The 24,301-nt window shown below is 36.2% G+C and carries 23 protein-coding genes; 12 read left to right on the top strand and 11 right to left on the bottom strand.

Annotated elements, in window-relative coordinates; genetic code table 11:
- Nucleotides 1-31 precede the first annotated feature (31 nt).
- Nucleotides 32-382 (top strand): hypothetical protein, encoded by a 351-nt coding sequence (locus M2306_RS03060; protein WP_115090759.1) that lies wholly within the window; start codon nt 32-34, stop codon nt 380-382.
- Between the two features lie 108 nt (nt 383-490).
- Here the strand turns inward: M2306_RS03060 and M2306_RS03055 are convergent, their stop codons facing one another.
- From M2306_RS03055 to M2306_RS03040, 4 genes are all read right to left on the bottom strand, one after another.
- A complete protein-coding gene (locus M2306_RS03055; protein WP_259187933.1) occupies nt 491-2,590 on the bottom strand; it encodes a heavy metal translocating P-type ATPase in 2,100 nt (699 codons plus the stop codon).
- Between the two features lie 4 nt (nt 2,591-2,594).
- Entirely contained in the window at nt 2,595-3,050 is a 456-nt protein-coding gene (locus tag M2306_RS03050; protein ID WP_115090761.1) for a heme-binding domain-containing protein, read from the bottom strand.
- 71 nt (nt 3,051-3,121) lie between these two features.
- Nucleotides 3,122-3,685: a DUF3347 domain-containing protein gene (locus M2306_RS03045; RefSeq protein ID WP_259187932.1), complete on the bottom strand. Its 564-nt coding sequence runs from the start codon at nt 3,683-3,685 to the stop codon at nt 3,122-3,124.
- A gap of 199 nt (nt 3,686-3,884) precedes the next feature.
- A complete protein-coding gene (locus M2306_RS03040) occupies nt 3,885-4,277 on the bottom strand; it encodes a hypothetical protein (RefSeq protein WP_115090763.1) in 393 nt (130 codons plus the stop codon).
- A 192-nt stretch (nt 4,278-4,469) separates the two neighbouring features.
- On the opposite strand from M2306_RS03040, the gene M2306_RS03035 reads away from it, so the two are divergent.
- The 3 genes from M2306_RS03035 to creD are packed head-to-tail and all read left to right on the top strand — an operon-like array spanning nt 4,470 to nt 6,720.
- Nucleotides 4,470-5,075, top strand: a complete 606-nt coding sequence (locus M2306_RS03035) for a hypothetical protein (RefSeq protein WP_115090764.1) — start codon at nt 4,470-4,472, stop codon at nt 5,073-5,075.
- A gap of 6 nt (nt 5,076-5,081) precedes the next feature.
- Nucleotides 5,082-5,381 (top strand): winged helix-turn-helix domain-containing protein, encoded by a 300-nt coding sequence (locus M2306_RS03030; protein WP_002985740.1) that lies wholly within the window; start codon nt 5,082-5,084, stop codon nt 5,379-5,381.
- 52 nt (nt 5,382-5,433) lie between these two features.
- A complete protein-coding gene (gene creD / locus M2306_RS03025; protein ID WP_115090765.1) occupies nt 5,434-6,720 on the top strand; it encodes a cell envelope integrity protein CreD in 1,287 nt (428 codons plus the stop codon).
- Between the two features lie 164 nt (nt 6,721-6,884).
- Here the strand turns inward: creD and M2306_RS03020 are convergent, their stop codons facing one another.
- Together M2306_RS03020 and M2306_RS03015 are read right to left on the bottom strand one after the other, a co-directional pair.
- Complete coding sequence (locus M2306_RS03020) at nt 6,885-8,273, bottom strand: aminopeptidase P family protein (RefSeq protein WP_259187928.1); 1,389 nt, start codon at nt 8,271-8,273, stop codon at nt 6,885-6,887.
- Nucleotides 8,274-8,326: 53 nt separating this feature from the next.
- Nucleotides 8,327-9,040 (bottom strand): SDR family oxidoreductase, encoded by a 714-nt coding sequence (locus M2306_RS03015; protein ID WP_259187927.1) that lies wholly within the window; start codon nt 9,038-9,040, stop codon nt 8,327-8,329.
- A 161-nt stretch (nt 9,041-9,201) separates the two neighbouring features.
- On the opposite strand from M2306_RS03015, the gene M2306_RS03010 reads away from it, so the two are divergent.
- On the top strand, nt 9,202-10,536 hold the full coding sequence (locus tag M2306_RS03010) for a metal-dependent hydrolase family protein (protein ID WP_115090768.1): 1,335 nt from the start codon (nt 9,202-9,204) through the stop codon (nt 10,534-10,536).
- Nucleotides 10,537-10,626: 90 nt separating this feature from the next.
- Here the strand turns inward: M2306_RS03010 and M2306_RS03005 are convergent, their stop codons facing one another.
- On the bottom strand, nt 10,627-11,661 hold the full coding sequence (locus tag M2306_RS03005) for a hypothetical protein (RefSeq protein ID WP_259187925.1): 1,035 nt from the start codon (nt 11,659-11,661) through the stop codon (nt 10,627-10,629).
- A 496-nt stretch (nt 11,662-12,157) separates the two neighbouring features.
- On the opposite strand from M2306_RS03005, the gene M2306_RS03000 reads away from it, so the two are divergent.
- The 7 genes from M2306_RS03000 to M2306_RS02970 all read left to right on the top strand — a co-directional run bounded on the left by M2306_RS03000 (nt 12,158) and on the right by M2306_RS02970 (nt 22,201).
- On the top strand, nt 12,158-12,973 hold the full coding sequence (locus M2306_RS03000) for a 2,3,4,5-tetrahydropyridine-2,6-dicarboxylate N-succinyltransferase (RefSeq protein ID WP_259187924.1): 816 nt from the start codon (nt 12,158-12,160) through the stop codon (nt 12,971-12,973).
- Nucleotides 12,974-13,054: 81 nt separating this feature from the next.
- Nucleotides 13,055-14,926, top strand: a complete 1,872-nt coding sequence (locus tag M2306_RS02995; RefSeq protein ID WP_259187923.1) for an LTA synthase family protein — start codon at nt 13,055-13,057, stop codon at nt 14,924-14,926.
- Between the two features lie 57 nt (nt 14,927-14,983).
- Entirely contained in the window at nt 14,984-15,733 is a 750-nt protein-coding gene (locus M2306_RS02990) for a glycosyltransferase family 2 protein (RefSeq protein ID WP_259187922.1), read from the top strand.
- Nucleotides 15,734-15,778: 45 nt separating this feature from the next.
- Nucleotides 15,779-16,543, top strand: coding sequence for a glycosyltransferase family 2 protein (locus M2306_RS02985; RefSeq protein ID WP_115090772.1), 765 nt, complete (start codon nt 15,779-15,781; stop codon nt 16,541-16,543).
- A 50-nt stretch (nt 16,544-16,593) separates the two neighbouring features.
- On the top strand, nt 16,594-18,078 hold the full coding sequence (locus M2306_RS02980; RefSeq protein WP_259187921.1) for a beta-helix domain-containing protein: 1,485 nt from the start codon (nt 16,594-16,596) through the stop codon (nt 18,076-18,078).
- Between the two features lie 67 nt (nt 18,079-18,145).
- Nucleotides 18,146-21,814 carry a phosphoribosylformylglycinamidine synthase gene (gene purL / locus M2306_RS02975; RefSeq protein WP_115090774.1) on the top strand — a complete coding sequence of 1,223 codons (3,669 nt, stop codon included), beginning with the start codon at nt 18,146-18,148 and terminating at the stop codon, nt 21,812-21,814.
- Nucleotides 21,815-21,976: 162 nt separating this feature from the next.
- Entirely contained in the window at nt 21,977-22,201 is a 225-nt protein-coding gene (locus M2306_RS02970) for a hypothetical protein (RefSeq protein ID WP_002985766.1), read from the top strand.
- A gap of 38 nt (nt 22,202-22,239) precedes the next feature.
- Here the strand turns inward: M2306_RS02970 and M2306_RS02965 are convergent, their stop codons facing one another.
- The 4 genes from M2306_RS02965 to M2306_RS02950 all read right to left on the bottom strand — a co-directional run bounded on the left by M2306_RS02965 (nt 22,240) and on the right by M2306_RS02950 (nt 24,228).
- Nucleotides 22,240-22,560, bottom strand: coding sequence for a rhodanese-like domain-containing protein (locus M2306_RS02965; protein ID WP_115090775.1), 321 nt, complete (start codon nt 22,558-22,560; stop codon nt 22,240-22,242).
- 75 nt (nt 22,561-22,635) lie between these two features.
- Complete coding sequence (locus M2306_RS02960; RefSeq protein WP_498882751.1) at nt 22,636-23,412, bottom strand: hypothetical protein; 777 nt, start codon at nt 23,410-23,412, stop codon at nt 22,636-22,638.
- Complete coding sequence (locus M2306_RS02955; protein ID WP_498882750.1) at nt 23,339-23,653, bottom strand: hypothetical protein; 315 nt, start codon at nt 23,651-23,653, stop codon at nt 23,339-23,341. Before M2306_RS02955 ends, M2306_RS02960 begins: the two co-directional genes overlap by 74 nt.
- Entirely contained in the window at nt 23,650-24,228 is a 579-nt protein-coding gene (locus tag M2306_RS02950) for a hypothetical protein (protein WP_259187919.1), read from the bottom strand. Before M2306_RS02950 ends, M2306_RS02955 begins: the two co-directional genes overlap by 4 nt.
- Nucleotides 24,229-24,301 lie beyond the last annotated feature (73 nt).

Genomic DNA, 24,301 nt, shown 5'->3' with positions numbered 1-24,301 from the left:
GCTTCATATTTCTTATTAACCTTTGCAAGGTATGAAGCAAAAGCAATCTGTTATCGTTTGTAAACAACTGCCTAAACATATAGCAGCCCTCACCTTATACCCCTTTATTATCTACAAAGATGCCTCTTTTGCTGAAGATGCTATTCTAGTCAATCATGAACGCATTCACCTAAAACAACAACTCGAACTTCTTATTCTTCCTTTTTATCTTTGGTATGGAATTGAATTTCTCATTCGATTACTATATTTGAGAAACAGAAAAAAAGCATATCGCGCCATTTCATTTGAACAAGAAGCCTATAAAAATGAAGCTAATCTTGCGTATTTAAAGCAACGCAAAACCTATGCTTTTTTCCAATACATGCGTAATCAAAAACTGTAATTTGGTTCTTGCTTCAGTTCCATTAAACTTGTAAATAAAAAAAACCGATAGTCAAACTACCGGTTTTCAAAGTATTTCACTTTATAACTTCCACTGTCATAAAGTACGTTATTTTATTGTATTCATTTTTAATAAGCTTGCATTTAATGCTACGACAATTGTACTTGCACTCATTAATACCGCACCTAAAGCAGGACTAAGCATAAAATGTGGATACAATATTCCAGCAGCTAAAGGTATTGCGATCACGTTATATCCGACGGCCCACAAGAGGTTTTGAATCATCTTACGGTATGTTTTCTTACCAAATCCAATTAATTTTACCACATCTCTTGGGTCGCTATTCACCAAAATAATATCTGCTGTTTCGGCCGCTACATCCGTTCCAGATCCGATGGCAATTCCTACATTCGCTTGCGCTAAAGCAGGTGCATCATTCACTCCATCCCCAGTCATCGCTACTATTTCTCCCTTAGCTTGGTATTCTTTCACAATTTCTTGTTTATTATGGGGAAGTACATTCGCCAAATAACCATCCATGCCCAATTTAGCTGCTACCGAAGCCGCTATTTTCTCATTATCACCTGTAAGCAAGAAGGACTTAATTCCCATTGCTTTTAATTCTGCAATCGCCTCTGCAGATCCTGTTCTAATTCTATCCGCTAAGCTTAAAATACCAACAACTTGATTATCTATTAATACAAAGTTGACAGTGGCTGTATCTTGATCTATTTCTTTTGGAATTGGTGGGACAGCGAGATTATTTGTTGTAAAATAGTTTGGTCCAGCAGCAATTACTTCTTTTCCATTTACCTTCCCCTTTACACCTATTCCTTGCATATACAGAAAATCTTCTGATTTCCATAAAGGATAAGCATTTGCTTGGAGTACGCGCATGATTCCCTTAGCGATGTGATGTTCTGAGTTTTGTTGAACCGCAGCTGCGTATTGAATAATTTCTTGGGAGGAATAATCCCCTAAAGGAATAATATCTTGTACTTCATGGGAACCTTCAGTTAACGTACCGGTTTTATCAAAAATAATAGTCGTTAAGTTTCTGGTAATTTCAAAAGCTGTTCGGTTTCTGATTAATAGCCCATTAGTAGCGGAGAGTGTTGTCGAAATAGCCACAACCAGTGGAATTGCAACACCTAAAGCATGTGGGCATGCCGTTACCATAACCGTCACCATACGCTCTAAAGCAAAACTCAAGTTTCCTTCTACACTATACCAATATGCAAAGGTCGCAACACCAGCAAATAGGGCGATAAAAGTTAGCCATTTCGCTACTTTATCCGCTAAATTTTGGGTATTCGATTTGGCTGTTTGCGCATCTTGAACCAGGGTAATAACTTTATTTAAGTAGCTGTCTTTTCCAACACCGGTTACCCATACTTTTAATGCACCATCGCCATTGATAGAGCCTGCGATTACTTTTGCTTTTACTTCCTTTTTAACTGGAACACTTTCACCCGTCAGCATACTCTCATTAACATAGGACATGCCTTCTATTACCTCTCCATCTGCGGGAATTTTTTCACCAGGTTTAATAATGACCGTTTCTTTGTCCGTTAGTTCGCTCAACTTGATTTTTACAGCCTCCCCTTCACGCTCTACTGTTACTTCATTGGGCAATAAAGCCACTAAGGATTGTAATGCCTTAGAAGCCGCCATTTGGGAACGCATCTCTAACCAATGTCCAAGAAGCATAATAACAATAAGTGTTGCCAATTCCCAGAAGAAATCCATCCCTTCTAAGCCAAATACAACTGCCGTTGAATACGTATAGGCGACTGTAATTGCAATTGCAACTAATGTCATCATTCCAATATTCTTTGCTTTTACTTCCCCTATCATTCCCTTTAAGAAAGGTATTCCTCCATAGCAATAAATAAATGTTCCCAAAGCAAGTAACACATATTTATCACCTGTAAAACTCAAAGTAAACCCCAGCCATTGCTGTATCATGGGAGATAAGATGAGAATGGGAATTGTCACTGCTAAGCTCACCCAAAATTTACTTAAAAAAGCATTGGTATTATGCCCTTTATGTTTATCATGAGTATGTTCCATATGATGATGGTGATGTTCATCATCGGCATGTCCTCCAGTTGTTCCGAATGGAACTAAATCCATTCCACAAATGGGGCATTTTCCAGGTTGATCTTCTAAAATTTGAAGATGCATGGGACAAGTATATTTTTTCATTGTTTTATGGTTTTACTAATGAATTAAAATAACGAATTAAAATCTCTTCTTCCTCTTTCGTCAAAGCTGTCCCTTTGTGCATGAGGGTATAGGACGTCAAAGGCATTTTTCCTTGCTGAATCTGATTGATGATTTGCTTGAACTTCGACCTTTTTTTTCGCGTTCCATAAGTAGCTACCTCATCAAAGTTCAGTTTTTCTTTTCCTTCTACAATGTGCTGTTCCATCCACCAAGCCATCGGTTGAATTTTGCTGTACCAAGGGTACGTCGTTTCATTACTATGGCAGTCATAACAGGAGGTTCTCAAGATCGATTGGACTTCTGAAGGAACTTGAAAGGCCACATTGAAACTTTCTTCCGAAGGTACCGTATAGGCCTTGATTTCTGGTCTTTTCAATTGAATTAAAGCAAAACAGACCAGTAAGAAGAAGAAGATATAGGTACTACTTTTACTAAACATAGCCTTAAAATTACAAAGTATTTTACCCCCTTATATGCTTACATCAAAGGGGATAAAATAAAGAGGTATAATTAATTTAATTCTTCTTGGATTGATCCACAAGACAACATTTTTTCTCCCATATAAGGGTTTCTAAAATCTTTCGCTGTACTCAACCAAAAAGCACCTTCTCCTCCCTTAACCATAGGGCAGAAAACTTTGTAATATGGTTTTGAAATACCTAATAGTTGCACTAAATCATAGATATCTGTGCTAATTTCCACTAAATGTTCTCTTTGGTGTGCAATATCCCCAACATTATCTTCAATATGTTCTGCGTTTTCTTTAATATTAGCAGCAATATCTTGGTAAGTATCCTTGTGTTCTGCATCAAAATGAGCTCCCTCTATCTTTTGTAAAGCCGCTAACATCCCCGTCGCTGCCTTAGCTGTTTCTTCAGCATTATCGGAGGACAAAGCAAAAGTCATATGATCATAATACCCTAACAATTCCGTAAAATCTACCGCTTCTACTGGCTTTTCTTGTATCGTTTCGGTTGGTGTATCCGCTATTGTTGGCATAGCTTCTTTTTTATCGTTACACGCTGTTAAAGTAACCAATAAAGTGGCGATTAACCCTAAAACTAAGTATTTCATCTTTTGTGAATTTTTAAATTAGATTATATATTATGTATTTATAAAAAACATTTATTTTCAATACGCTACCCTATTTTCAATCTTGTAAATGGAACAACAGCTAGCGCAATCCTTACCAAAGAAGGATTGTGAAAATAAAGGATTCGAAAACAATTTTTCGCTTTCGACAAGACACATCTTAGGCTATACAGCCTATTATTTAACCTATTTTAGGAGGTAACCAAATTGAAAATTCCCCCGAAGGATATTGGGGTTGACGATAAACAGGATAACTGTGTTTATCTTTAAATACAAGCACAGTATAAGACTCCTTTTCCAATGGAGCGAGTAGCAAAATATGACAAGGACCTTGGCAAAAAAATTGACAACAATCGCCGTGGGAACGAGAACCTTCTCCTACATCTGCACAACAAGCATTTCCGCAAAAACTACTTTCATGATGGGTTGATGAAGAAGACATTGTAGTCCCTACAGCTGTTTCATGAGATACCCTAGTAGCATCAGTATGGGCAGCACAAGCCAATAGCTCACTTGGAAGGAAAAAAATTCCAAGTAGAACTAATTTTATTACTATATTCCATACTTTATACATACAAAGTCTTCTATTTCTGACAGTAATACCAAAGATAGGTTTTATTTTTCGGAATCCAAGAAAGAGAAACTACTATTAAAACTTTACAAGGTGAAATAAGAATCTCTTCTTTTTTTACGTGTACTATTTTTTTACTTCTTTCTTTTTTTTATCAAAATTATTTATAACTTTGTTTTTCAAAGTACTTTTCAAATGAACACAAAAGCAATCGAAGATTTACAGCAAATCAAGTCCATCATGGAACGTTCTACTAAGTTTTTAAGCTTAAGTGGTTGGAGTGGAATCTGGGTTGGTATTTGTGGTTTAGCTGCAAGTGCTATTTTATATACGTGGCAATCCAATACAAGCGCAGCGCAAGTTTTATCTTATCATGCTGTAAACTTAATCCTATTAGCATTAATTACACTTGGCGTTGCTTTAGGTGGTGGACTTTACTTTACGATCCAAAAAACAAGAAAGCAAGGCATTCCCTTTCTAACTAATGTGACGAAACGCTTACTCCTTCGCTTTTTATTTCCTCTAGTATTAGGAGGAATACTGTGTATTGTATTTTATTCTAAATCCCTCCTCGAACTTACGTTACCTACTACCCTTTTATTTTATGGGTTAGCTTTGTATAGTATTCAAGAAGATACCGTTAAAGAAATTAAAGCTATTGCTTTTATCGAAATTGTATTGGGTTTATTGGCTTTTTATTTTTCCGCATATTCACTTGTATTTTGGGCTTTAGGATTTGGGTTAACTCATCTACTTTATGGTTTAATTTTATGGAATAAGTACGACAAAAGAGCAAATTAGAGAGACATGAAATTTGATATTGAACAATTAAATAAAGTATTTGACAATCGTATTCGCGTTGGAATCATGAGCGGATTGATGGTTAATGAAACATTGTCTTTCAAAGATTTAAAAGAATACTTAGCACTGACCGATGGCAACCTTGCTTCTCATTTAAAAAATTTAGAGGACAGTCAATATATTACCGTACACAAAGGTTTTATTGGTCGAAAAACCAATACCGTTTACAGCGCTACAGCAGAAGGCAAATTAGCCTTCAAACAACACTTGGCTTATTTAGAAAATTTAATACAGAAATTAAAATAATTTTTTTTACTCATTCACTTTGAAAAACAAAGTACTTTTAAAATTAAAAAACATGGAAAAAGAAACAAAAAAACACTTGTTTAAAGGGTTAGCCATCGCAGCCTTAACCTTGGGCTTACTAATTTTCATCCCGATCATTGGAAGTATTATTTCCGAACGTTCAGCTTTTCAAACTGAAGTTGTACAAGAAGTATCTGAAAAATGGGGAGATCAACAGACCTTATATGGTCCATTTATCTTATTAGAATACAGAGTTGCTACTATCAATGAAAAAAATGAAGTCTTATATCAACGAGAAAGAGCATTATTCTCCCCTTCAACACAGACAATAACGGGTTCTATTTCAACAACAACCAAAAAAAGAAGCTTGTACCAAGTTACATTATACAATACGGATCTTCTCATTGAAGCTCAATTTGAAGCGCAAGAAAAGCTCCTTGCCTCTCTTGGAACTCAAGGGAATCCTGAAATTACAAGTAAGAAAATTCTCTATGGAATTTCGGATACCAAAGGGCTTTCCGAAGCTCTAGCCTTATTGAATACTCCTGGCAAAGTATTTACGTTGAACGACAATCCCATTATAGAGCAAATTCCCTTTTTAAGCTTAGACTATACTGCAGAAGAATCAACACCGACTGCAATCAAACTCCCTCTCAAACTAAAAGGCTCTTCGAATTTGCAGTTTCTCGCTCATGCAACAACGACAAAAGTCAATATAAAAAGCGATTACCACGATGTAAAATACATCGGAAATTACCTGCCTGAGGAATCTGAAAAAGGGAAAGAACAAGCGAGTAGCACTTGGAATATTTACCAGCCTTTACCTCTAAATACAACATCTATACGCAACCTAACGTTTGATAAATACACCTTTGGGATTGAATTTTTAGAACTCAATAATTTTTATTCTAAAATTGATCGCTCTATTAAGTATGCCTTACTCTTTGTAGGACTTACCTTTATTGTCTTTTACTTTTTAGAGAATATTAAAAACTTAAAAATCAATTTAATCCAATACGCTTTGATTGGGTTTGCTATTTTCTTAAACTACATTTTACTGCTTTCTTTTTCAGAATACCTAGGGTTTAGCATTTCCTATGTTCTTTCCTCTTTATCTACGATAATACTCATCACGATTTTTACCTGGAAAATCTCCAAAAACAAGAGCAGTACGGGAACTATCTTTGGTTTACTCCTACTGCTATATGGTTTACTTTACTTTTTAATTGAACTAAAAGAGACTGCTTTACTTGTAGGAAGTATTAGCATCTTTATTATCCTTGCTGTCTTAATGCAATTTTCAATCAAAATGACAGCATCTAAAAAAGAGGAAGAGTAAACAAGATTGAAGAACACTTCTGTTTTATAATATGAACATAAAAAACACGGCATGCAAAATTAACTGCATGCCGTGTTTTTCTATTTTATACTGTAGTTCTATTGACTTTACTCCGTTATTCTTTCGCGATTATTTCATTTTACAAAAAACGAAGATAACAAGTATTACCCCATTTTATAAGCTTCGATTTCTTCCACTGTACGGATTAATTCAGGTCCTAATTGACGATATCCCCTTTCTTGAATGAGAAAGTTATCTTCAATTCGAATTCCACCAAACCCTTGGTATTGCTTTAGCTTTTCATAATTGATGAAATCGAGGTATTTCTTTTCAGCCTCCCAACGTTCAATCAGTTCTGGAATAAAGTAAATTCCAGGTTCAACAGTCACTACATGACCTGCTTTTAACGCTTTACCTAAACGAAGTGATTTAAGTCCAAATTGCTGTTTTTCTTTAGGTTCATTTGGGGTATATCCCACATATTGTTCTCCTAAATCTTCCATATCATGAACATCTAATCCCATCATGTGTCCTAAACCACATTGAAAAAACATAGTATGTGCGTGTGCTTCTACTGCATCTGCAGCATTCCCTTTCATCAATCCAAAATCAATTAACCCTTCCGTAAGAATTAAGGCAGCATGCAAGTGTACGTCTTTAAACTTTACGCCTGCTTTCAATTGATTTTTCGCCTCTTCAAAAGCAGTGAGTACAACTTGATATAGATTGCGTTGTTCCGCTGTAAAACGCTGATCAACCGGAAAAGTTCGCGTTAAATCAGAAGCATAGCCCATGGGTACTTCACAACCTGAATCATTCAGTAGTAATTGTCCCGATTGTAGCGTATTTCCCTGATAGTGATTGTGTAAAATTCCTCCTTGAACTGTTACAATTGATGGATACGCTAAGGCACAATCTTCTTGCGCTGCAATCTGTTGAATAGCTGCTGCAATTTCGTATTCTTTCACCCCTGGTTTTGCTAGACGCATTGCTGCTAAATGCATACGCGTAGAAATAGTCAAGGCTTTTTCAATTTCGCTAATTTCTTGTTCTTCTTTGATTTCTCTTTGTGCCACTATGGCTTGAATCAACGCTGTTGAAGGATGAAGATCAGCGATTGCCACGTGAAGTAATGCACTGAGTGCAATCTTGTTTGCTGGTTGATAAGGCGGCAGATAATGGATTTTGCGTTTTGCTTTTTGAGCATCAGCAATATATGTTGCTAAAGCTGCATACGGACGCGTTTCTTTTACCCCTGTTTTCTCGCATTTCGCTTTCAGCGTTTCTTGTCTTCCCATCCAAACTAAAGCATCTATCGACAATTCATCACCAAAAATCAACGTTTTATTTGCGTCCAAATCAACAACTGCTGCAATATGCGCCTGTTGAATACCAAAATAGTACAAAAACGTGCTATCTTGTCTAAAACGATAGGTATTATCTTCAAAATTAATGGGATTTTCTCCATTACTTAAGAACAATAAAAGTCCGGTGTCTTCTACTTGTTGTATTAATTTTTCTCTTCGTTTGAGATAGGTTTGTGTACTAAACATGGTGTCTGATTTAAAAAAGTAAGGTACGATTTATTTAGCGCATGATGATTAACTTATACGTTAAAATCTTGCATGGCTGGCATGTCAATTTCCTTCACACAAGTAGCTTTACTTGTACTTAAGATAAAGCGAATAGCAGCTAATACATCTGTTAAAGGAATTAATGCCCCTGCTGTTTCTTCGATTACTTGTTCTGGCGGTACAGTATAATCACATTCCGTAGCCAAGTATCCCAAATTGAGGATACTAATACCAATAGCATGCTCGCGCAAGGATTCGCGCAAGGCATGAATCATGCCCCTTAAAGCAAATTTAGAAGTTGAAAAAGCGACCTCTTTTCCCTTGTGGTTTTCTAGCCCCCAAGTTGATCCAATAAGGATAATCTTCGCGTTTTCACTGCCTTTTAGATTCTTAAGAAAAGCGTGTAAGGATAAAATACAAGCCGTAATATTCGTTTGTATAATTTGTACAATTTCAGCAGTGGAGGACTGTTCAAAATCATAAGTATCCGAAAATGCTTCTTGTTCCCAAATACCAACATTGTAAATCAAATAATCAAGAGGTGTATCACCTACGATAGCTTCAACAGCACTTACCGCTTCTGTTGGTTGAGACAAATCAGCCTGAATCCATACCAAATTATCTTTTACATCTGCTGGTTTTGATCGAGAAACACCAAAGACCACATCTTGTTCCTGAGGAATCGCTTGTGCAAGGGCTCTTCCTAAACCTTTGCTGATTCCATATATTAAATATTTTTTAGCCATCATTACTTATTTACACACAAAGCTAGCTGAGTTTCTATAACATTTTCACTTTTTAAGAAAAAATTAAATTATTCTCAATATATACAGACAAAATAACTTTTTTAATTCAAAATAAGCCAAAATAAAATTTAATAAGTGTATATTTACCCTAAAAATTTAAGATGATACATAATTTTTTAAAAGTTAGTTTACTTTTCGGTGCACTTTGTTTGGCTACTGCAGGTTTTGCACAAAACAAACTTGTTCTTCAAAACGTAGAGATTTTTAATGGAAAAGACAACAAGACGAAGGTCGGGTCTATTGTTGTAGAGAAGAATAAAATTGTAAAAATTGTTTCTGGAACACTTACAGCAACCGATCTTGAGGGAGCTCAAGTGATTGATGGAAAAGGAAAATTTGCCATGCCTGGGATGATTGATGCCCATTGGCATTCTTTTTTAGCAGCCAACTCTAACCAAGCGATTATGTTGGGCGATGAGAGTTTTCTGTTTATCAATGCAGCAAAAGAATCGGAGAATACCTTACAACGTGGTTTTACAACAGTTCGAGATCTAGGTGGTCATGTTATGGGAATTAAACAAGCGAATGATTATGGCATCAATAAAGGTCCTCGTATTTACCCTAGTGAAGCAATGATATCACAAACGGGAGGGCATGGAGACGCCAGTTTCCCTTGGTCAGAACCTCGTATGGTTGATCATACTCCCCCTCGATTTCAAGTCTTAGGAGGCAGTATCATTGCAGATGGCGAACAAGAAGTTACGGTTGCGGCAAGAGAGCAATTAAGAAAAGGAGCTTCTCAACTAAAAGTGATGGCTGGCGGTGGTGTGGCGACGATCTATGATCCTTTAGATGCCACACAATACACCACAAAAGAAATCAAAGCAGCAGTAGAAGCAGCTGAAAATTGGGGCACCTATGTAACGGTACATGCGTATACCCCTAAAGCGGTAAGACAAGCCGTTGAAGCTGGTGTTAGATGTATTGATCACGGTCACTTATTAGATGAGGCAACGGTAAAACTTTTAGGAGAGAAAAATATTTGGTTGAGCATGCAACCTTTTGACTTAGATGCAAGTGCTTATACCAACCCTGAACAAGCTTCAAATAAAAGAGCGGTAGGAATGGGAACAGAAAACGTATATACTTGGGCTAAAAAACACAACGTAAAAGTCGCTTTTGGAACAGATTTAGTTGCTCCACCAAAAAATCCATTGAGACAAAATGAATTAGTGGTGAATTTGCAACAATGGTTTAGCAATTTTGAAATCTTAAAGATGATTACGTATGACAATGCACAATTACTAAAGATGAGTGGTCCAAGAAATCCATATCCAAGTGATTTAGGAACCCTAGCAGAAGGAGCTTATGCTGATATTTTACTATTTGACAAAAGTCCACTAGAAGATATCGCCGTGATTGGAGACCCTAAAAACAATTTACTTTTGATTATCAAGGATGGTAAAGTATTCAAGGATCAATTGACAACGAAATAATAGTGCGTTAGCATAGAAAAACAAGAAACTAAAAAGGTTCGATTGCATCCAATCGAACCTTTTTAGTTGAATATTATTTCTCACTCCATCCTATTCAGTCGTTTTCCATCGATCTAATCGGTTAAAGTTTAAGGTATAAACATCCATTTCTTTTAGCGCTTTCATTACCTCCTCAGGAGTATATAAATCTACTGCATGATCTTTAGCTTCCCATGCTTTTTCGTCCGTTAGTTCTTTTATTTCCTTCTTATCGGAGTTGCTCAAACCTCTGAAAAACAAAATTTTCCCCATGCCAGCTTCAGAAGCCCCTTTGTACATGCTATATTCATTTTCATTTTCCTTATTTTCGGTATACTTTACTCCTTCTAACCAAGGTTCTTTATATTCCGCTAAGACGCGATCATTGAGCAATAAATCCCACTGTTTACTCACGTAATTGGCTGGGAAAATTGCACGTCCTATTCCACTCACCACCAATTGGCTGTACCATTGACTGAAAAAGAATCGCTTGGTAAGAGTTGCATCTACCATCAAAAATTTATCTGAAGACAAATAAGTGGAATACGCCGCACCTAACCCCATAGCTGCTGTAGGTCCACCTAAGATAAAACGCCCTTCATCAAGGTGTTTTCCTTCGTTGTCTACAATCCGATCTAGCATCGAAATAGTAGCATAAACTGCATTTTCTTCAAAAGCTTTTTTTGAATCATAGTATCCATAAGGCTCCCCTTGGATATTCTTCCCTACCTTACTTCCACCAAACCCAATGCGATCGATGGCGATAAGATGAAAATTATTGGTTAATTCCTCATCTAGAAAATAAGGCAATAAGCTGGTAATATTATCTCCATTACGAGGCACCAAAACTAAGTAAGGATTTCGTACACCCCCTAAATAATCGTATCCGTCTACATAGGTATATCGCTTATTACTCAAGTACCCAATCTTAAAGTTATTCACTCTCAAGGTATCGTAAACTGGAATTCTTATTTTTTTGGATGCAAAAAGTTCTTCTGCTTTTTGAGGATCATATTCCTCATACATCCAATCATATTTACACCAAATAAATACATACCCCAGCAATAGTAAAGCTGCTAGTCCAAAGCCTATTTTTTTTATTTGCATACCCTGTCTTTTCTTTTTTAACATTTTTTTGTAAAAGTAAAGGTAAAATATAAACCATCCTATTTTTTACTATCAAACACCTAAATCTCATCGCCTCACCCTCTCCTCATCTATCTCATGAAATTATATTTGTTTTCGTATTCGATGAATATATCTCACCTACTTAATATTGGTTTTGATGTTCGATGAATCTACACTGCGTTTCGATTTTCACTGCCTTCCGATTTCGCCATCTTCTCTCCCTTTCTTGTTCTATTTTCACCTTGATTTTTGCCTGATTTCCTTCATTTCCATTTAATTTTTCTAAACATTTATACTTATATTTGTAGCTGTTTTTTAGTAAAAAAAAGCAATTTTTTATGCCTGCCAATATGATGCAGGTAATCTGATTTTTATTTTACTTCATCAAAAGAAGAATAAAACCTAAAGAACAAACGAGTACAAGGATTATCGCAAGACAGTTCGAAATTAATTTTAATCTCAAAACAATCGGATAATGAATCAGCTACAACACATTATTGAAACGGCATGGAATGATCGTTCCTTACTTCAACATCAAGATACACAAGACGCAATCCGCGAAGTGATCGAAGCGGTTGATCAAGGTAAATTACGCGTTGCAGAACCTACAGCAACAGGATGGCAAGTTAATGAATGGGTAAAAAAAGCAGTTGTTTTATACTTTCCGATTCAAAAAATGGAAACCTTTGAGGTGGGAATTTTCGAATATCACGATAAAATGCCTTTAAAGCAGCATTATGCAGCAAAGGGAATTCGCGTTGTACCTAATGCTGTTGCTCGACATGGGGCTTATATTTCATCGGGTGTAATTTTAATGCCTTCGTATGTTAATATTGGCGCTTATGTAGATGAGGGAACTATGGTAGATACATGGGCAACTGTAGGTTCTTGTGCTCAAATTGGCAAACACGTTCACCTTTCTGGTGGTGTGGGTATTGGAGGCGTTTTAGAACCTTTACAAGCAGCCCCAGTTATTATTGAAGATCATGCCTTTATTGGCTCACGCTGTATTGTTGTTGAGGGCGTTCGCGTAGGAAAAGAAGCAGTTTTAGGCGCCAATGTAGTCTTAACTGCTTCAACGAAAATTATTGATGTAACAGGAGAAACTCCTGTAGAAATCAAAGGGTACGTTCCTGAACGTTCTGTTGTTATCCCAGGTTCTTATACCAAGCAATTTCCAGCAGGAGAATATCAAGTGCCTTGTGCCTTAATTATTGGAAAACGCAAACCTTCTACAGATTTAAAAACATCGTTAAACGATGCTCTAAGAGAATACAATGTTGCTGTTTAATACGGCACCGTACAACTAATAGATTACCACAGTCCATGTATTGGCTGTGGTAATTTCGCTTTAAAATCACACGATTATTTTATGACTAAAATATTTTCTAAAAACCTCAAGGTTTTCACGTTGCGTTTCTTGCTTATTTTTGCTTTCTATCAATTGTGTAGACTCGGTTTTTATTGGTATAACAACCACTTATTAGATCCTTTTGATGCTAAAGTCATTTGGGGTGGTATTCGATTCGACTTCGCCGCTTTGGGCTTTATTAACCTTGCTTTTGCTCTTTTGCATCTTTGGCCAGGTAAGTTCCAAACCAAAAAAGGATATCAAACGTTTTTATTTTACAGTTTTTACCTTGTCAATATTTTTATTCTATGCTTAAATTTCGTGGATTATGAATACTTCCGTTTTATTGGTAGACGCAGTTCGTATGCCTTTATTACGGCTTCTGGGATGGAAAACGAATTGCCTGGTTTACTGAAAAACTTCATTGTAGATTATTGGTGGATTCCGCTTTTTATGCTGGGTTCTTTTGTATTCTTCTGGTTGATATACAGAAAAATAGACTACAAAATACACGATTCTCGTTTCAACTTTCCACAAGTCATTGTACTTGTTTTGGTCTTGGGTATTTTACTTATTTTAGGACGTGGTGGACTTCAACCCAAACCCATTCGCTTAGTTGATGCAGCGGGATATGGAGGAATGAAAAATACTGCCTTAGTGTTAAACACCCCTTTCTCTGTCTTGAAAACGATGGGTAAAAAGGAAACTTTACCCGATTATAATTTTTACAGCGAAGAGGAATTACTCGATATTTTTAATCCTGTACAAGTATTTCAGTATGACTCCATCAACAAAAAGAATGTTGTTTTATTAATTATCGAAAGTTTTGGCCGCGAAAACATGAACATCGGCTTGACTCCTTTTATGGATTCTTTGGCTCAGAATAGCTATTTCTTTGAAAATGGATTTGCTAATGGAAAGGTATCAATTGATGCTGTTCCTTCTTCAATTTCAAGTGTTCCTAGCTTAATGGATCGTACATATATTACGTCAAGTTATGCCTTAAACGACATTTATCCCCTACCGAAAATCCTCAATGATCAAGGGTATCATACCGCTTTTTTCCATGGTGCTTTTAATGGAAGTCAAAACTTTGACCAATACTCAACAGTAGCAGGATTTAAGGAATATTATGGAAAAAATGAATACGAAGGTCCAGAAGCTTTTGATGGTACTTGGGGAATTTTTGATGAAGAATTCTTGCAGTTTTTTGCTCAAAAACTAGATGATTTCCAGGCTCCATTCTTCACTACTCTATTTACGATTTCCTCTCATAACCCCTATACAATTCCTGAACAATACAAAGGGAAATTCCCTAAAGGAACAGCTGCTATACACGAATCAATTGCCTATGCAGATTATGCACTGCAACAATTTTTTAAAACAGCGAAAACCAAAGCTTGGTATAACAACACTATTTTTATTGTTGTAGCCGATCATACCTCTTCGGATGGACAGGAAGAAAAATGGAAAACCAATGTAGGTAAATTTAGAATTCCCATTTTATTCTATGCCCCTGGAGATGAACGTATACCGGTAGCAAAAATAGAACGCAACTTTCAGCAAATTGACATCCTTCCAAGTTTAATGGATTATTTGCAAATCAATACAGAAGTAGTTTCTTTTGGTAAATCTTATCAATCCGATCGTGACTTTGCCATCAGTTATTTAAACAATATTTACAACTATGAGGAAGGAGATTACTACCTTGCTTTCGATGGAACCAAAAGTTTAGGCCTTTACAATTGGAAAATTGATCCTGAATTAAAAGACAATCTGCTTATCAAAAACCCTGAAAAAGTAAAAGAAATGGAACGTTTCTTAAAAGCGTATATACAAACTTTTAATTCACGAGTAAAAAACAATCAACTAATTGTTAAAAAAAAGCTATAATTTTAGCATCTTTACAACGGTTATCAAACAATTTAAAGTTACAAAATACAGTATACCATGGCTATCAGTGGATTAGTAATTACATTTAATGAAGAAAAAAATATAGGCAAGTGTATTGATGCTTTATTTCAATACTGTGATGAAGTTATCATCATTGATTCTAATAGTACAGACAATACAGTAGCAATTGCCGAAAGCAAAGGAGCACAAGTTCATCTTCAAGCCTTTTTAGGAGATGGACCACAACGCACTCACGGTTTACAATTCTGTAAACATGATTGGATTATGAATTTAGATGCAGATGAATTCCTAGACGTAGATGCACTGGCTTTTATTCAAAAGAAAGAATATGAACATAGTCCATATGATGGCTATAAATTCAGAGTTAAAAACTTTTTAGGAGATAAATTGATTAACTTCTCTGGATGGTATCCAGATTCAAAAGTTCGCTTTTTTAATAAAAACACAGCTGGTCCTTCTGCTGATATTACACATCAATATATTGTGACGACTCAGGAGAAAAGTGTGAATGTACACATTCTTCATTATGGTTGGCAAAATTACAAACAAGTTATTGATAAAAAGAACCAATATTCGACCTGGGCTGCGCAACAATTATTTGAAAAAGGAAAAAAAGTTTCTTCGTTCAAACCCGTATTAAATGGTGCAGTAGCTTTTGTAAGATGTTATTTTTTCAAAAAAGGAGTCTTAAATGGTATAGATGGCTTGGCTTTTGCAATAATACAATCATTCTTTTCGTTTATGAAATATGTAAAACTCATTCGTTTGCATAAATCTAAAAGCTAAAAGTATATTTTTTCAGAAAACAAACTAAATTGTGTCAACGTATTTATGAAAAAGAAGATAACTCTTTTAATTCCTACAAAGAATGAAGAGTCAAATATTAGAGCATGTATTTTATCTGCTAAAAATTTAGTGGACGATATCTATATTGTAGATTCTTTCAGTACAGACAAAACAGCAGAAATCGCACAAGAACTTGGAGCAAAAGTACTTGTAAGAGAATTTGACAATTACTCCGATCAGAAGAATTGGGCGATTACACAAATGCCAAGTGAATGGATTCTCTTACTTGATGCAGATGAACAGTTGACTCCAGAGCTAAACCAAGAGATTACAACCTTACAAGAACAGAATACATTAGATGCATACGATGCATATTGGGTGTATCGAAAAAACTTCTTTTTTAATCGAGAAATCAACTATTCGGGCTATCAAAATGACAAGGTTATCCGTTTGTTTAAAAAAGATGTTTCTAGTTATACCAATCGCGTTCACGAGTGTTTACACGTCAACGGTACCCTTGGTTTTCTATCTGCTAAACTGTATCACAACACCTATAGAGGATTTGATTTTCACATTGCCAAATTGAGTCGATATGCTAGTTTACAAGCCGAAGATTACGATAAGAAAACGGGAAAGCTAACAGGATATCATTTCATCTTTAAACCAGGCATGCGCTTTCTCAAGCATTATATTTTGAAACAAGGTTTCAGAGATGGTGTACCAGGATTAATTCTATCTTCGTTGAATGCTTATGCGACGTTTTTACGTTACGTAAAACTCTGGATGTTACGCAACAACATTAACAATTAGCCTGTTCATTGTCTCGTTATTTTCACTACATTTACCTTTAAACACCAGCTATGAATACACCTAGGTTTATTATGTTCTTTATCGTTTTGTTTAGCATCGTTAGTTGCCGAACAGACATGGATTTTGAACCCAATACGCAACCTTTGCTATTTTCTGCTGATACCGTATTCTTAGATCCTGTTTTTACAGAAACACAGTCTAGCTCTTATTTGGTAAAAATCTACAATCCGAGTAATAAAAACATCCAAATTCCACAATTAACTCTAGGTAAAGGAGCGCAATCCTATTTTAATTTGTTAATTGAGGGCGTGTCTGGAAAACAGTTTTCCAATGTTGAACTACTCCCTAAAGATAGCTTGTACGTTTTTGTTCATACCTTAGGTAAAGCAGATCCTCAAGCTAAAGATTTTATTTATACGGATCAAATACGCTTACTTGGAGCTGCACAACCTCAAAGTATAGAACTTGTCACCCTAATCAAGGATGCTTATTTTTTACATCCTGGAAAAGTAGGAAAACAAGTTTTACACACTGTTCAATTGGACAATCAAACCACTGTTGAAGGGTTTTATCTGGGCGATTCTGATGTACATGTTCGAAATACATTAACCCTAGATAACACGAAACCTTATGTCATCTATGGCTATGCATTCATTCCTGAAAATCAAACCTTAACCCTAAAACAAGGAACGGAACTCTATTTTCATGAAAATTCTGGAATCATTGGTTTACCAGGTAGCGCTATACAAGCACAAGGAACATTAGAGCAGCCTATTATCATGCGCAATGACCGTTTGGAACCTGCTTATGAGTATACTGCTGGTCAATGGTCGGGAATTCGTTTACAAAATCCAGGCAGCAGTGTTTTCAATCACGTGACAATCGCTCATGCCAAAATTGGTTTGTATCTTGATCATGCAACGGATTTCACGCTGCGTAATACTAAATTATTCAATCATTTATATTCCTCTTTAGTTGCGATAAACTCGCAAGTTCTAGGGCAAAATATCGTTGCTTCTAATACGCAAAACGCAACGGTTGTGTTGCGCAATGGTGGAAATTATGTATTCCAACATTGTACCTTTAGCAATACAGGACTCCGTCCCGATCAGACGGCCTTACTTATTGCAAACAATACCGCGACTCCTTTTGATCGTTTAACAATTCAAAACAGTATTTTACACGCATCGATTGCACAAAGCTTTATTCTTCAACTTGAAGAAACAGCTAATATTCGCTTTGAATCAAGTGCTTTAAAAGATACAAGTAAACGAAACAACAACGCTTCTGTTTACAATTACGCCAATGAAATGATGTATTTCAATACTATTTTAATGGATACCCCTTCCTCAGCGGCCATTGATTTTTCTGACCCAAAAAAGAACCTCTTCTACTACTCTAGTCAGATGACACACTTAATTGGCAAGGGCGACAAAGAAATTGCGCGTAGTATTCCTCGAGATATCGATGGAAAAGACCGTCGTCAATCAGCCGATTTAGGTGCTTATCAACATATTGAAACTACAAAAGAATAATTTTTTAATTGTCTTTTTTTAGTATATTTTTGCATCTTACAACAACAACTAAAATAATCTTATCGCAATGATTTATTTCTTCGAAAACCCTTCGAAAAAGTTCTACGCTGTACAGGTGGAGAACGCTTTATCTATTGAAGATATTCAAAAACTAAATTGGCTTTTTGGCAACGCTAAACACTTAGATCAAAAAGTAATTAACAGTCAATTTATTGGTCCACGTGCTACCATGATTACACCTTGGAGTACCAATGCGGTTGAAATCACGCAAAACATGGGGATTAATGGAATTATTCGCATTGAAGAATTTTTTGAGGCTAACCAAGAAGCATTTGATCCGATGTTATCGCAAGTGTTTGACTTATTAGATCAAGATATTTTTGCGATTAACATTCAACCAGAGCCAATCATTTACATTGAAGATATTGCGAAATACAACCAAGAAGAAGGATTAGCGCTAAACGAAGAAGAGATTACCTATTTAGAAGATTTAGCTCAAAAAATAGGCCGTAAACTAACGGATTCAGAAGTTTTCGGTTTCTCACAAGTAAACTCAGAGCACTGTCGTCATAAGATATTTAACGGAACATTTGTAATTGATGGAGAAGAAAAACCAACTTCTTTATTCAAATTAATTAAGAAGACTTCAGAGACTCATCCAAATGATATTGTTTCTGCTTATAAAGATAATGTGGCTTTTGTAAAAGGACCACGTGTTACGCAATTTGCTCCGTTATCAGCGGACAAACCGGATTTTTATGCAGAAAAAGAATTTGATTCTGTTATTTCATTAAAAGCAGAAACACATAACTTCCCAACAACTGTAGAACCATTCAATGGTGCTGCTACAGGTTCTGGAGGGGAAATTCGCGACCGTTTAGCTGGAGGACAAGGATCATTGCCTTTAGCGGGTACTGCAATTTACATGACTTCTTATTCTCGTTTAGAGGAGAATCGTCCTTGGGAAAAAGCCATGGATGAAAGAGCTTGGTTATACCAAACACCAATTGATATTTTAATCAAAGCTTCTAATGGAGCTTCTGATTTTGGAAATAAATTCGGACAACCGTTAATTACGGGGTCTATTTTAACTTTCGAACACGAAGAAGATGCGCGCAAACTTGGTTTTGACAAAGTGATTATGCAAGCGGGTGGTATCGGATACGGAAAGTTAGATCAAGCGAAAAAACACAAACCAGAACTCGGAGATCAAGTAGTCATCTTAGGAGGTGAAAACTACCGTATTGGTATGGGAGGAGCAGCAGTTTCTTCTGCAAATACGGGAGCATTCGGATCTGGAATTGAATTGAATGCCATTCAACGTTCAAACCCTGAAATGCAAAAACGTGCAGCGAACGCGATTCGCGGTTTAGTTGAAGCTGACCACAACCCTATCGTGTCTATTCACGATCACGGTGCGGGTGGACACTTAAACTGTTTATCTGAATTAGTAGAAGAAACAGGAGGACATATCAATTTAGATCAGTTACCAATTGGAGATCCAACGCTTTCTGCTAAAGAAACAATCGGAAACGAATCTCAAGAAAGAATGGGATTGGTTATCGGTAAAAAAGATATGGATACTTTAGAGCGTATTGCGGAGAGAGAACGTGCACCCATGTACACAGTTGGTGAAATCACTAACGATCATCGCTTTACGATTGAATCTGCAAAAACAGGAGCTAAACCAATGGATTTTGCCATTGAAGAAATGTTCGGTAGTTCTCCAAAAACAATTATGGCAGATCAAACCATCGAGCGCATCTATGCTGATTTAGACTATGCTGTTGAAAAAGTGGATACTTATTTAACTCAATTATTACAACTAGAAGCTGTTGCTTCTAAAGATTGGTTAACGAATAAAGTGGATCGTTGTGTGGGTGGTCGTGTGGCTAAACAACAATGTACAGGTCCATTACAATTACCATTGAATAACTTAGGAGCTATGGCTCTTGATTATAAAGGAAAAGAAGGAATTGCTACAACAGTTGGACATGCGCCAGTTGTTGCTTTAGTTGATCCTACTGCAGGAAGTAGAAATGCAATTGCAGAAGCGTTATCTAACATTGTTTGGGCTCCATTAAAAGACCAAATGAAAGGAATTTCTTTATCTGCAAACTGGATGTGGGCTTGTAATAACCCAGGGGAAGATGCTCGTTTATACGAAGCTGTACAAGCGTGTTCAGATTTCGCTATTGAATTAGGAATCAATATTCCAACTGGAAAAGATTCCTTATCTATGAAGCAAAAATACCCAAATGACGAGGTAATTGCTCCAGGAACGGTTATTATTTCTGCTGCTGCAAACTGTACAGATATTACGAAAATCGTAGAGCCAACATTAAAGAAAAATGCAGGTTCTATCTACTATATCCGTTTATCACAAGATAATTTCAAATTAGGAGGTTCATCATTTGCTCAGATTTTAAATAAAATCGGACACGAAGTACCAACAATTCAAGATGCGGCTTATTTCAAAAAAGCATTCAATGCAGTTCAGGACTTAGTACAAGACAATCAAATTGCTGCTGGTCATGATATTGGAAGTGGTGGATTAATCACTACACTTTTAGAAATGACATTTGCTGATATCAACTTGGGAGCTCGTTATGACTTAACTGCTTTAAATGAAAAAGATACAGTAAAAGTTCTTTTCAACGAAAATATCGGTTTAGTGATTCAAGCGAAAAACGACGAAACTTTCGAAAAAGCAATGAACGCTGCAGGTGTTGAAGCAACTAAAATCGGAACGGTTTTAGCTGAAGAAACGGTATCGTTCCAAAATGGAACTGATAGCTTTAGCTATAGTGTTCCAGCAATCCGCGATACATGGTATAAAACATCGTATTTGTTGGATCAAAAACAAACAAAAAACAACAAAGCGACTGAGCGCTTTAACAACTATAAAAACCAACCTTTACAGTTTGCTTTCCCATCGCAATTTGACGGTAAGAAACCTGCAATTGATGCGTCTAAACCACGTCCAAAAGCAGCAATTATACGCGAAAAAGGAAGTAACTCTGAAAGAGAAGTTGCCAACGCAATGTTCTTAGCAGGATTTGATGTGAAAGACGTTCACATGACGGATTTAATTTCAGGTCGAGAAACATTAGAAGATATCCAATTCATTGGAGCCGTTGGAGGTTTCTCTAACTCGGACGTATTAGGATCAGCAAAAGGATGGGCTGGTGCCTTCATGTACAATGAAAAAGCAAATACAGCATTGAAAAACTTCTTTGCACGTCAAGATACTTTATCAGTAGGTATTTGTAATGGTTGTCAGTTGTTTATGGAGTTGGAGTTAATTAATCCTGAGCATGCAGTGCACGGAAAAATGCTACACAACGATTCTCAAAAACACGAAAGTAACTTTACTTCTGTTACCATTCAAGAGAATAACTCAATCATGTTATCTACTTTAGCCGGTAGTACATTAGGTGTTTGGATTTCACATGGTGAAGGTAAATTCAACTTACCAGAAGCAGAAAGCAACTATAATATTGTAGCAAAATACGCTTACGATAGCTATCCTGCGAATCCAAATGGTTCTGATTACAACACCGCTATGATGTGTGACAATACAGGACGTCACTTGGTTATGATGCCTCATATTGAGCGTTCATTGTTCCAATGGCATTGGGCGAATTACCCAGAAGGACGCAAAGACGAAGTTTCTCCTTGGATGGAAGCTTTTGTTAATGCACGTCAATGGATTGAAGCAAATCAAACAAAATAATATACAATGAAAGCCCTCTATTACGAGGGCTTTTTTTATGGCTCTTAACAGTAATTAGCAATCGATCAGGTGCTTTAATCAAAAAAAATGTGTAGTTTTATAGGAAAGGCTAGAAAATACGAGCCTTGATTCAAACCAAAAAGTGCAATAAATTATAGTATTATGAAATTAAGACCTATTCGTACGGAAGAAGATTACCACATGGCTATGATCAAAGTACAACTATTAGAAAGTAGTCCACAAAATAAAGATACTGTAGATGAACTAGAGGTACTACAAATTCTAATTGAGAAATACGAGCGCGATAATGCTCCCATGGGTATGCCTGACCCGATTGACAGTATCAAAATTTACAATCAATATTTCTCAGACGAGAAAGAAGAATAAACAAAAAAAACCAACTGGCATTCCAGTTGGTTTTTTTATTATTGATCTAATTGATTCCTCACTGCGCGAACTCCTCCTCCGTTGTATACGTTTTGGTATCCCAGCTGTTCTAATACTCTTTTTGCTTGCTGGCTACGCATACCGCTTCTACAAAAGACAATTAAAGGCGTTTCTTTGCTGTATCTACCACTTTTAGCGACCAATTGGTCTAAGGGGATATTAACTGCTTTATTTACACTCCCACTGAGGTATTCTCCTTGGGTGCGTACGTCAATCAATATAGCACCTTCTTGTACTCGTGTTGCTAGAGAAGGTTTTGCCTCAGATGAGCCGAATATATTTTTTAACCACTGTAACATCTTGTTCTATTTAAAAAACGAAGGTATCCCTCTTTTTGGTTCCCTACAGTAACTTAAGTTACATTCTCAATTTTTTTAAGCTCTAATTTTAAAAAACAGGTGCAATTCATCAAAGAAATCATAGGTTAAAGCGACATCTCGAATAAAACTAATGAAATCCACTTTGAAATCATATCGGGTATGCGTTGTTTTAAATACACTTGGGTATAAGGCTGCTGCAAAGTCTTTCTGCTGCTTCGCATCCGCGCAATCATAAATGCCTTTTAACAACACACAATCAATTGTTTTCGTTGTGTTATTTTCCAAAAATACACGATCAATCACGTGTTGAACCTGCGTTTGCCAAGCAAGTTGATTTTGCATATTATTCAACGTCAACGCAAACCAGGTGCTATAACTTTGGTAAAAATCGATGAATTTCTTACTGTGATGTGAAATACGCTTATCAAAGATTTGTATATCCAACATGATTTTTGAAAAGAGTTCGTATGCGATGGGCTTATCCATATTCACCGTAATAAAATCATTGACTGGTTCAAAAGCAATAGCAAGGGTATCCAATATTTTTTTAATCTTTACTCCTTCTAGGGTTTTGCGTTTCCCCGCTACAGCCTTAAATGTTTGCTGCATGATTTCCTCCACATATTCGACGGTGTACTCTCTTTTTTCTTTCGAAAAAGTAACAATAAACTGCTGTTCTAAGGTTTTATTTTTCTTAAAAACATCAATCAACCATTGGGCTAATATTTCTTTACTTTGCTCCAGCACCAAAGCTTCACTAACCGTTTGCTTCGCCTTTGTTCTTCTTTTTTTGACCACTTGTGTTGGAGCCACTTTCAATCCTTTTTCCATGATTTGCAGCAATACAGCTCCTTGATGGATACAAATTTTTTTGAGTCGTTCCACAATCACAAGTCATCTGTTGCACACTTTGTTCGTTTAACTGAATATGTACATCATAGGTTTCTTCTGCTTCATCTACAAAAGCAACAAAATGTCCCGTATCTTCCTCATCTAACTCTCGCACTTCAACGGCTTTTATTTGAGCTTTCTCCTTTGCTGTTAACTGCTTTAGTAGTTCTTGTATTTTCATTTGTTTTGCTGTTTATCTAACGCTTTTGCTACTATTTCAATAAGCTCGTCCCTCGTCATAAATTGATTGAAATATGCTTCTAAAGCACCTTCATTGGTAATTTCTCCAAAAAATACTTCATGATCTGTACCAAACACTGTTGGATTCTCTTTTTCAGGATCATCTAAACTAATATACAACTGATCTGGAAATCCATAGCTGTAAAACAATTGTAAGAAATCGCCCGTTCGAGTACCTGTTACTTTCTCCACTTCACTTAAATCTACCAGCGTCTCATCATCAAAACACCCCTCATACCAATTGTCATAATCCGTAGTTCCTTCTTTAAAGGGCGTAAAAAGTACAGGCTGCCAAAAGGTTTGCCCATACGCTTCTTCTGTATTTTGATAAAAATGAGTGATTATTTTTTGATACAGTGCTTCTCGATTCGTTTCTACTAGTTCTTGATGTTCTTCAATGAATTCGCCTAATCCAAAAATAGGTTCTTCTTCCTCTGCTTTAGCCCAAGGTGTATCCACGGGTCTTTTATACAACACTGTATTGAAGGTAATAGACAGCAAATCGTCTAGTATCATTTATCCTTTTACTTGACTCACATCACCTCCTAATTGACTAATTCGATCTAAAATTTCTTTTTTCATATTTTGA

It is taken from the genome of Myroides gitamensis (assembly GCF_029894455.1).
In the GTDB taxonomy this organism is placed as follows: Bacteria; Bacteroidota; Bacteroidia; order Flavobacteriales; family Flavobacteriaceae; genus Flavobacterium; species Flavobacterium odoratum.
This window is presented reverse-complemented; position numbering and strand designations above follow the sequence as displayed.